The organism is uncultured Pontibacter sp. (assembly GCF_947499215.1).
Classification (GTDB): Bacteria; Bacteroidota; Bacteroidia; order Cytophagales; family Hymenobacteraceae; genus Pontibacter.
Genome location: NZ_CANMNI010000002.1, coordinates 1,004,792 through 1,016,162 on the forward strand (window position 1 = coordinate 1,004,792; position 11,371 = coordinate 1,016,162).

An 11,371-nucleotide genomic window follows, 5' to 3' on the forward strand; every position below is an offset into this window, starting at 1 on the left:
AGAAAGATCTATATATGAGCTATGATGAGGGGTATTAGTTCGCCACAACGGGCACACCCGCCTTCATAGCTTCCCGCTTTTGCTGGGCTAGGATGATGGCTTCGGGCTCACCACTAGGTATGGCGCTGATGAGCGAACGGGTATAGTCATGTTGCGGATTTTGGAAGATTTGGGCAGGTATACCTTGCTCCACAATGCGCCCTTCGTGCATCACCAGAATGCGGTCGGCCATGTGCTTGGCCACGGCCAGATCGTGTGTGATGAAGATGTACGTCATGTTGAACTCCCGCTTGAGTTCGTTGAGCAAATTGAGCACCTGCGCCTGCACCGACACGTCCAGCGCCGACACGGACTCATCACAAATCAACAGCTTAGGCTGCAGTGCTAAGGCCCTTGCAATGGCAATCCGTTGCCTTTGTCCACCTGAAAAGGCCTGTAGATAACGCTGTGCATGCTCCGCACTAAGACCCACTTTATCAAGGAGTTCAAACACCTTTCCACGGCGTTCTTTTTCATTTCCGTATAGCTTATGCACACGCATCGGCTCCAAAATGGCCTCGCCTACGGTATGCATGGGGTTGAGTGAGGTATAAGGGTCTTGGAAGATCATCTGGAAATGGCGGCGGTTCTGGCGTAGGGTTTCAGCGTTCATGCTAGCAATGTCGCGCCCCTCAAATAGCACGCTTCCTTTCGTCGGCTCCACAAGTCTTAGTATAGCTCTTCCCAAAGAAGTCTTACCACTCCCTGACTCCCCTACTAGCGCAATGGTTTCACCATGCTTTACGTCAAAGCTTACTCCATCCACGGCTTTTACATAGCCTGACACCCGGGAGAAAATTCCTTTCTTGATGGGAAAGTATACTTGCAAGTCCTGCACCTGCAGCAAATGTGGTTTCTGGCTGTTGTCGCGCTGTTGTTTTATACCGGACACCGTACCCACGTAGGCATTCACCACGTCCACTAAAGACGGCTCGTATACCTGTGGCTTCTTTTCACGGATATTGCCTTGCTCGTCTTCCTCCATGAAGTCTGCCACCGTGGGCAGCGTGGACTGTGCTTTCGTGGTGAGTTTGGGGCGACAAGCTAATAGTCCTTTGGTATAGGGGTGCTGCGGATTGGTAAAAATGTCTAGCACTTTGCCTTGCTCTACTATCCTGCCCTTGTACATCACCAGAATGCGGTCGGCGATTTCAGCAACTACGCCTAGGTCGTGCGTAATGAACAGCACAGCGGTGTTTTCCTTGACTCGTAGCTCATCAATGAGCGACAGCATGTGAGCCTGTACAGTCACGTCCAAAGCGGTGGTCGGCTCGTCGGCAATCAGGATGGAAGGTTCGCAGGCCATGGCCATGGCGATCATAACGCGTTGCTTTTGTCCGCCTGAAATCTGGTGTGGATAAGTATCGTAAATTTGCATGGGCCTTGGGAGCCTAGCCTGCTCAAAAAGCTGTATAGTGCGCTTTTTGGCTTCTTTTTTGGAAATCCGTTTGTGCAACAAAAGTACCTCCGCCACCTGTTGTCCACAGGTATGTACGGGATTCAGCGACGACATCGGCTCCTGAAAGATCATCGATATTTCATTACCGCGAATTTTCTGCAGTTGCTTTTCAGGAAGCTGCAGCAAGTCCACCTGCCCCAGCTGAGCCGACTGAAAATCGACCTTCCCTCCCGCTATTATTGCTGGTGGGGTATTTAAAAGCTGCATCAGCGACAGCGCCGTCACCGATTTCCCTGAGCCCGACTCCCCCACGATAGCCACCGTCTCCCCCGGATATACCGCAAACGAAACCTTATCCACGGCTCGATTTATACCTTGGCGCGTTGCGAAAGTGGTTTCAAGATCCGTGACTTGTAATATGGGAGTAGGTATAGGCAAGGGGGATGGGCTAGGTACTTTGGTAAAAATAAGCGATTATGGGTAATTAGCTAGCTATTGTGTTATATCTATTTGCTTCCCGTCAGCTGTATAGGCCTGTACTATACCTATGCCTTCTTTTATATAAATGCCTTTTATATAGTCTAGCGGGTAATGCTTGAGAAAGTATGTTTCATCGGCGGTATACTGCGGGCTGTTCAGGTACAGGTGGTACACATTCTGATGTTGTACACCATTTAAAGTTATAATGGGTACAAACTCCTGTGTTATGTCACTGTGCTTATAGATCAAGTTGGTAGGATCTTTAGCTAAAGTAAAGGTGCGGTACAGCATCAAATTATCGTAGCTGCCCATTCCGCGCGTTACAGTTGTGGGGAATTTGTTATCAAATCCAACTGTGAATAGAATTACATCAGCTACCTGTTCTTTGTTTTTAATATCATTAAAACCATGCTGGTTCGCGTCCTTAGTATACCTCATCATGATGCTTACAGGTAGTATACCTTCTACATAAGTCCAGTATGCTCTCTCTTCCCCAGAGTAATATTCTTTACAATTGTAAGTGCCTAGTTTGCCTGTTGTTTGTGTTTTACCTGTTTCTCTTACAAGTATCTTCATTGGAGAAAAACCATCTGAGGCATGGTAATACATCAACAGTTTTGTATCCCCTGAGCGAATGACATATTTATTGTCTGGACCAATCTCAGCTGGCAGATAAGGTATTAGCTCACCTGTCAGTTCCACCTTACCCAAGTGCACGTCTTCACAAGTACAGGAATAAAGGCTGATAGATACTATCAAGGCAGCTACTAGTTTTCTAAATTTCATTATCCAAAAATATGGGATTGCTACTGCAGCAAAAAGGCATGAAATATAAGTATTTGTCAAGTAATTGTAACTATAAGATTTGCACGGATTGTATGGACGATGAAGTCGTAATTCAGTACAGTTAACCTTAAACAAAAAAGCGGCTGCTCCACATGGAACAGCCGCTTTTCTTTTATATTTACTTATACCTTAAAACCCCTGTTGTTCTGCCGCTGGCTTCTTAACAGGCTCTTCGTGGTGCGCAAAAAAGCGCTTCTGATTGAAGAGGATGATCAGTACCCCAACGAAGATGGCCGAGTCCGCTACGTTGAAAATAGGCCACAGCGACATCGGCTTGCCACCCAGCAACGGTATCCAGTGGGGAACGATACCTTCCCATATATCCACATAGAACATGTCAATTACCTGCCCATGAAACCAAGGAGTTGGCGAGCCATAAGGATGGTTGTCGAACAATACACCGTAGAACGTACTGTCAATCAAGTTGCCAATGGCACCACCCAAAATCAAACCAATGCACCAGATCAGACCCTTAGGAGCTTTCGTCTGAACAAGGTGGTAAATGTAGTAAGCGATACCAAACACTGCCACCAATCGGAACAGCGACAGCATCAGCTTGCCGTAATCCGAGCCGAGTTCTACACCGAAGGCCATACCCGGATTCAGGGTATAATGTAGCTTCAGCCAGTCGCCTAAGAGCACGATTTCGCCCGGCATACCCATTTCCATGTTATAATGCACGATAAGCTTCACAACTTGGTCGATGATGATGACGATAAGGGCCACCAGGTAGTACTTCCAATATTTCATGTTTCGTCAATTAGGCTGCAGGAGTTTTATAAAGCCGCTGCAGGATAATGTATAAGGTATAGCCCCGGCTATTTGCAGCCGGGGCTTATTATTCATCTAAGCTACAATCGCTTCCGTGCGAATGTGGATGTTTACTTGGTAATCGTCCACCTCTAGGATAGTGCCATCTACCACATTATCAGTCAGTTCAAGGCTCAAAGCCTGTGTCTCGGCCTGTATGTAGTCGCGGAAGTTTTCCACAGCGGCATTGACCTCTTGCACCGACGCCTGCAGCACGATGTGTATCTTGTCCTGCACCTCCAGATTGCTGTCTTTGCGCAGGTTCTGGATACGGTTCACCAGTTCGCGGGCGATACCTTCCTGCTTCAGCTCTTCGGTGATGGTCACGTCGAGCGCAACAGTCAACCTGCCTTCGCTAGCCACCAACCAGCCCGGGATGTCCTCCGAAGAGATTTCCACGTCCTCCGGAGTCAGCACAGCAGTTTCCTCATCGCTGATTTGCAACTCGATTCCGCCTTCACGCTCCAAATGGGCGATGTCGTCTTGGTTCATTTGCTGCACGGCGGCGGCTACCAGTTTCATCTTCGGACCGAAAACCTGACCTAGCTTCTTGAAGTTCGGCTTGATTTTCTTCACCAGAATGCCTGATGTATCGTCGATGTACTCCACGTGCTTGATGTTCACCTCGCTCATAATCAGGTCTTCCACCGCCTGAATTTGCTGGCGTGTTCTGTCGTTGAGCACAGGTATAAGGATGCGCTGCAACGGCTGACGCACCTTGATGAAGTGCTTCTTGCGCAACGAGTGCACCAGCGACGAAATAGTCTGGGCCAGCGCCATGCGCTCTTCCAAATCCTTGTCGATAGCCGAATGCTCTACTTCCGGGTAGTACGCCAAGTGCACCGATTCCTCTTTGTGCTTGCCGCTCACTAAGTTCAGGTCGCGGTACAATTGCTCGGCATAGAACGGCGCGATAGGCGAAGCCAGCTTGGCGATAACTTCCAGACAGGTATAGAGCGTCTGGTAAGCGGCCATCTTGTCTTCGTTATACTCGCCTTTCCAGAAACGTTTGCGGTTCAGGCGCACGTACCAGTTGCTCAGGTCGTCCACCACGAAATCCTGTATCGCACGGGCGGCACGGGTTGGGTCGTAATCTTCCAAATAGGAATCTACGTCGGCAACCAGCGTGTTCAGCTTCGAGATAATCCAGCGGTCGCTTTCTGTTCTGCGCTCCAATGGCACTTCGTCCTCGGCAAACGTGAAGTTATCTAGGTTAGCGTATAGCGCGAAGAAAGAGTAGGTGTTCTGTAGCGTTCCGAAGAATCGGCGCTGTGTTTCCACCACACCCTCTGGGTTGAACTTCAGGTTGTCCCAAGGCGGTGCATTGGCAATCATGTACCAGCGCACAGCGTCAGGACCGTACTTGCCAATCATCTCAAACGGGTCGATGGCGTTGCCAAGGCGCTTGCTCATCTTGTTGCCGTTCTTGTCGAGCACCAGACCGTTGGCGATTACGTTCTTGTAAGCCACGCTGTCTTCCAGCATCACAGCCAGTGCGTGCAGCGTAAAGAACCAGCCGCGTGTCTGGTCAACACCCTCGGCGATGTAGTCTGCCGGGAAGTTCTGTTCAAATATTTCTTTGTTCTCGAGCGGGTAGTGCCACTGTGCATAAGGCATGGCGCCCGAGTCAAACCAAACGTCAATAAGGTCTGTCTCTCTGTGCATTGGCTTTCCGGAGTGGCTCACCAGCACGATGTTGTCCACATACGGACGGTGCAGGTCGTTTATCTCCACAGCGGCATCCATCACGCCAGCGTCCACGGCACGGTCTATCTCGTCGCTCAGTTGCTGGATAGAGCCAATACAGATTTCCTCCTCGCCATCTTCTGTTCTCCAGATTGGCAGCGGCGTGCCCCAGTAGCGCGAGCGCGACAGGTTCCAGTCCACCAGGTTCTCCAGCCAGTTACCAAAACGGCCCGTACCGGTAGATTCAGGTTTCCAGTTGATGGTCTTATTCAGCTCAATCAGACGGTCCTTCACCGCAGTGGTTTTGATGAACCAGCTGTCCAGCGGATAGTATAACACGGGCTTGTCCGTACGCCAGCAATGCGGGTAGGTGTGCTCGTATTTCTCTACTTTAAAGGCTCTGCCCTCTTCTTTGAGTTTAATGGCAATCAGTACGTCGGTCGGCTTGTAGTCAGGTGCTGACTCGTCCTCTCCGGTGTAGTTCTTCACGTACATGCCGGCAAAGTCGGTTACTTCTTTCACGAAGCGGCCTTGCTTGTCTACGAGCGGCATCGGCTTGCCATTCTCATCCTCTACCATCAGCGCCGGGATGTCGTTCTGGGCAGCTACCCTGAAGTCATCCGAACCGAAGGTTGGGGAGATGTGCACGATACCTGTACCATCTTCCGTGGTTACGAAGTCGCCTACCACCACACGGAACGCAGGCTTCTCCGGCTGCACGTAAGGCATCAGCTGGTGATACTCCACACCGGCTAAATCAGCACCCGTGAATTCTTCTACTATCTTATAAGGAATCAGCTTGTCGCCGGAGCTGTACTCGGTCAACGGTATACCGTCTGCCTTCGGATTGAAGAAGCGGCTTACCAAGTCCTTGGCGAGTATCACCGAAATCGGCTCGTAGGTATAGGGGTTGTAGGTACGCACTTTCACGTACTTGATGCCCTTGCCTACCGCCAAAGCCGTGTTGGCAGGAAGCGTCCAAGGCGTCGTCGTCCAAGCCAAGAAGAACACTTGCTCCTCCTCGTACTCGAACAGGAACATGTTGCGGGTGATTTTCTTCACCTCGAACTGCGCCACGATGGTCGTGTCCTTCACCATCTTGTAGCAACCCGGCTGGTTGAGTTCGTGCGAGCTCAAACCCGTACCCGCGCCTGGCGAGTAAGGCTGGATGGTATAGCCTTTGTATAAGAAACCTTTGTCGTACAGGCGCTTCAACAGGGCCCAAATTGACTCAATGTATTCGTTCTCAAAGGTGATGTACGGATTGTCAAGGTCCACCCAGTAACCCATCTTCTCAGTCAGGTCGTCCCACTGGCTCTTGAAGCGCATCACCGTTTCGCGGCAGCGCTGGTTGTACTCCTCTACCGTTATCGTCTTGCCGATATCCTCTTTCGTGATACCCAGCTCCTTCTCTACCTGCAGCTCTACGGGCAGACCGTGCGTGTCCCAGCCGCCTTTGCGGTTCACCTGAAAGCCTTTTAGGGTCTTGTAACGGCAGAAAATGTCTTTCACGGCGCGGGCCATCACGTGGTGAATACCCGGCGTACCGTTCGCCGACGGCGGTCCTTCATAAAACACGAAAGGCTTGTGCCCCTCTCTTGTCGATACTGACCGCTGGAAGATGTTATGTTCTTTCCAGTAAGCCAGTACGTCATCGCCTACCTTGGCGTAATTCAGGTTTTTGTATTCGTTATACTTTGCCATGTTAAGCACTTACTTCTTCAGGTAATTCGTCTTGTAATTTCAACTTCAGCTGGTTCAGGTCAAGCTCCTCGTCCTCGTGCTCCAGATAAAACTCGTCGTAGTGCTCTATCAGGGCATACGGGTCGCGCTTGTACTTGCCGCTATCAAAGCTCATCAGCAAAGTTGGCAATATAATCAGGTTTGTGAATAATGCAATCAATAAACTCACCGACATCAGCACGCCCAAGGCCTTGGTTCCGCCAAATTCGGAGAAGGCGAATATCACAAAACCGAAGAACAGGATGATGGACGTGTAAATCATACTCGTGCCCGCCTCCGTCAAACTGGTCGTGATGGCGCGACTCACGTGGAACCCGTTGCTCAGCAATTCGCTGCGGTACTTGGCCAGAAAGTGAATCGAGTCGTCGATGGCTATACCTAGCGCGATGCTGAAAATGAGCGCCGTGCTCGGCTTCAGCGGTATGTTGAAAACCCCCATCAGGCCGCCTGCAATCAAAAGCGGTATCATGTTGGGAACCACCGAGATAATCACCACCCTTGCCGATTTAAACAACAAAGCGATGACAATAGTTACCAACACAAACGCCAGCAGCAAACTCGAGCGCAGGTTGTTGATTAAGTATTCGTTTCCTTTGATGAAAAGGAGCGTCGTGCCCGTCAGGCTCACCTTGGTTTCAGCGCCTGTCTCGTCGCGGGTAAAGGTCATCGTGTTGCCCTCTTCCGTCACGGTCACGCCCTCGCCGCCGTAAATCTCGTGCAGCTCCGGTTTTATTTTGCTGATGATGAGCGTGTCGAGCTCTCTGGAACCCGCGTCAGCCACTTTCAAGGAGATACGGGCCGTCTGCCCGGTGCTGTCCACGAACGAGCGCAGGAGTCGCTGGTTGTCGCCGCTGTCCTGTTTGGCCAAGTAACTGAACACAAAGTTGCGCTCGGTATTGTCCGGCAGTCGGTAGGAATTCGGGTCGCCTTCGTAGAAAGCCTGCGTCGCCGTCTTCACCAAGCCCACTATAGAAATAGGCGCTGACAGAATTGGCTGTGTGCGCAGGAAGTCTTCGAGCTGGTTGAGCTTGTTCAGGTTCGGCAGCCGCATGACGCCTTGCTTTATACCGGTGTCCACGATAATCTCGAGCGGCATCACCCCACTGAAGTGGTGCTCAAAAAAGGCCAAATCCGCATTCACGCTACTCTCGGCTGGCAGGTCGTCCACCATGTACGAGACTGTCTTCACCTTGTAGATACCCCAGAATGAAGCTAGCAACGCCACAATGGTAAAGAAGTAGACCAAGTGTCGCTTGTGGTGCACGATGTGGTCCAGAAACTCCAGAAACTTGTTGAGCGGCTTGGCATCGAGGTGGCGCAGCTGCCGTGGCGTTGGCGGCGGCAGGTACGAGAACACCACCGGTATCAGCACGATACTGATGATGTACGTCACAAAGATGTTGATGCCGGCTACGATACCAAATTCATACAGGATAGCCACATGCGTGAAAGTGAACACGATAAAGCCAATCGCCGTGGTCGTGTTGGTCACCAGATTCACTACCCCAATTTTGCTGATGACCCGCGCCAGCGCCATGATTTTGTTGCCGTGCCTGCGGTAGTCGTAGTGGTAGCGGGTGAGTAGGTAGGTGGTGTTAGGTATACCTATCACCACCAGTATAGCAGGTATAAGCCCTGTGAGAAGCGAGATTTTATAGTCGAGTATCGCCAGCGTACCGAGCACCCACACCACCACCATGCTGATCATGAGTAACGGGAAGATAACGGCGTAGAACGAGCGGAAGAAGATGAAGAGCGTAATGCCTGTCACCAGCAAGGCCAGCACCAGAAACATCTTCATCTCGGCCGCCACCTTGGTCGTCATGACGGCACGCACAAAAGGCAAGCCCGCATAATGCAGCTTTATGCCTGTTTTCTTGGCGAAAGCCTCGGTATGCGCCATCACATCGTCCATCACCTGCACCCGCCGTGCGGAATTCAGGTAGGCTGGATCAACTGTAACAGCCAGTAGGGTCGCTCCTGTCTTCTGGTTGATAATCTGTCCGTCGTAGAAGCCCTGATTGCGCACCACCCGCAGCATGCTGTCGAGCTGCACCTGCGTCTGCGGCATGGGGTTGAAGATGGGTGCCGTGGTGAACTTACGGTCGGCAGTATCTTTTACGACCTGTATCAGGTTAGGCAGCGAGATAACGGCCTTTACTCCTTCTACCGTGTTCAGCTCGTCCGATAGATTCTTTAGCTCTTGAAAGTTCTCCAGCTTATAAGCTTTGGTACTTTGCATGCCCACCACGAGAATGTTGCCATCTTCGCCGAAGGTCTCTTTGAAACGCTGGAAATATACCATGTCAGGGTCATCCGGCGACACGACATTGGCGAAATCATACGACATCTCTGCGTCTTTGGCCTTGTAGCCCATAAACGCAGTAAGCAAAGCAAGCAGGATGAGCAATCTCAGCCTGTTTTTAATAATGAAAATGGCAATCTTATTCCACATGGTCCCCAATAATTCGGCAAAGGTAAGGATTTTTAATTTTTTGTGTCGCCTTACCGTTTACCCTATCTCCCTTTTCTACAATTTCCATGGCAAAAGTATCAACCTGTTATCGATTGTGGATTACTCGGCCTTACTATGAATGTATAATTTTGTCTATCAGATTCTTAAAAGAATATGGCTTCAAAGGTTAATATCTTAATCCACATATATTATTCACTTAATTTTACATAACAATCCAACTAACTGAGCTTTTAGGACAGAGTATTGCATGTTTTATAGTAATTAGAAAGGATTCGCCTAAAAACAGAATAGCCCAACTGATAACCAGTCGGGCTGTTCCCTATACTTCTTATACCTAGACCTTAGGCTAGCTTCTCGAATATGCTCTTGAAGTTAACGGCTTTGTCGATGTAACTGTGTAGCTCGCTGATTGGCATGCGCACTTGCTCACGAGAGTCGCGGTCGCGCACCGTTACGGTGTTGTCTTCCAGCGTCTGGTGGTCTACGGCGATACAGAACGGCGTACCTATCAGGTCTTGGCGGGTATAGCGCTTGCCGATTGAGTCACGCTCTTCGTAGATCATGTTGAAGTCGTAACGCAGCGAGTTAAAGATTTCCGTTGCTTTCTCCGGCAGACCGTCTTTCTTTGTCAACGGCAGGATAGCCGCTTTTACAGGAGCTAAGGCTGGGTGGAACTTCAGGAAGGTACGGCTCTTGGTAGAATCTCCTTCTGTGATTTCTTCTTCGGTATACGCACTGCACAGTGTCATCAGGAACAGGCGGTCGGCGCCTACTGATGTCTCCACCACGTAAGGGATGTAGTTGCCGTATGGCTTGCCGTCCTCGTTCAGGTCGTTGTCGAAGTACTGCATTTTCTTGCGGCTCAGCTCTTGGTGCTGCGTCAAGTCGAAGTCGGTGCGGGAGTGTATACCTTCAACCTCTTTGAAACCAAACGGGAACTTGAACTCGATGTCCACGGCGGCGTTGGCGTAGTGGGCAAGTTTCTCGTGGTCATGGTAGCGCAGGCTTTCGGCAGGAATACCGATGGCTTGGTGCCACTTCTTGCGGGCTTCCTTCCACTGGTTGTACCATTCCATCTCAGTGCCAGGACGTACAAAAAACTGCATTTCCATCTGCTCGAACTCACGCATGCGGAAGATAAATTGTCGTGCCACGATCTCGTTACGGAAGGCCTTACCGATCTGCGCGATACCAAACGGCACCTTCATGCGGCCGGTCTTCTGCACGTTCAGGAAGTTCACGAATATACCCTGAGCCGTTTCCGGGCGCAGGTAAATGGTGCTCGAATCTTCGGCCACAGAACCAACCTGCGTCGAGAACATCAGGTTGAACTGACGCACTTCGGTCCAGTTGGTGGTGCCGGAGATCGGGCATTTGATGTCTTCACGGATGATGAGCTCGCGTACCGCGTCTAATTCCTCGGCACCCAATAGCTTGCCCATCTCCACGAGCAACTCACTGGCTTTGTCGTAGTGGCCGTCGGCTTCGTACTGGGCGGCTTTCTCTTCAATCAAAACATCGGCACGGTAGCGCTTCTTCGAGTCCTTGTTATCAATCATCGGGTCGTTGAAGCTGTCCACGTGACCGGAGGCCTTCCAAGTATGCGGGTGCATGAAAATGGCGGCGTCTATACCTACCACATTCTGGTGCAGCTGCGTCATGGACTTCCACCACAGGTTCTTGAGGTTGTTCTTCAGCTCTACGCCCATCTGGCCGTAATCGTACACGGCTTGCAGACCATCATAAATCTCACTTGACGGGAATACGAAGCCGTACTCCTTTGCATGCGAGATGATATCTTTCAATTGTGCGTTTTCTACAGGGGTTTTCTCTTGTGTCGCCATGCTGCAAAGATAGAAGATATAGGTGTGATTCTGCCATACGTCCATTAT

Annotated in this window: 6 protein-coding genes; all 6 read right to left on the reverse strand. The window is 50.5% G+C overall.

Going from position 1 to position 11,371, the window contains the following annotated elements:
* Positions 1 to 34: 34 nt before the first annotated feature.
* Positions 35 to 1,876 (reverse strand): ABC transporter ATP-binding protein, encoded by a 1,842-nt coding sequence (locus tag Q1A04_RS12570; RefSeq protein WP_299706263.1) that lies wholly within the window; start codon positions 1,874 to 1,876, stop codon positions 35 to 37.
* A 54-nt stretch (positions 1,877 to 1,930) separates the two neighbouring features.
* Complete coding sequence (locus Q1A04_RS12575; RefSeq protein WP_299706266.1) at positions 1,931 to 2,704, reverse strand: hypothetical protein; 774 nt, start codon at positions 2,702 to 2,704, stop codon at positions 1,931 to 1,933.
* A gap of 189 nt (positions 2,705 to 2,893) precedes the next feature.
* Positions 2,894 to 3,514, reverse strand: coding sequence for a lipoprotein signal peptidase (locus Q1A04_RS12580; protein WP_299706269.1), 621 nt, complete (start codon positions 3,512 to 3,514; stop codon positions 2,894 to 2,896).
* A 96-nt stretch (positions 3,515 to 3,610) separates the two neighbouring features.
* On the reverse strand, positions 3,611 to 6,964 hold the full coding sequence (ileS, locus tag Q1A04_RS12585) for an isoleucine--tRNA ligase (RefSeq protein ID WP_299706272.1): 3,354 nt from the start codon (positions 6,962 to 6,964) through the stop codon (positions 3,611 to 3,613).
* Between the two features lies 1 nt (position 6,965).
* Positions 6,966 to 9,413: an MMPL family transporter gene (locus Q1A04_RS12590; protein WP_366943873.1), complete on the reverse strand. Its 2,448-nt coding sequence runs from the start codon at positions 9,411 to 9,413 to the stop codon at positions 6,966 to 6,968.
* Between the two features lie 407 nt (positions 9,414 to 9,820).
* Positions 9,821 to 11,323, reverse strand: a complete 1,503-nt coding sequence (locus Q1A04_RS12595) for a glycine--tRNA ligase (RefSeq protein ID WP_299707012.1) — start codon at positions 11,321 to 11,323, stop codon at positions 9,821 to 9,823.
* Positions 11,324 to 11,371 lie beyond the last annotated feature (48 nt).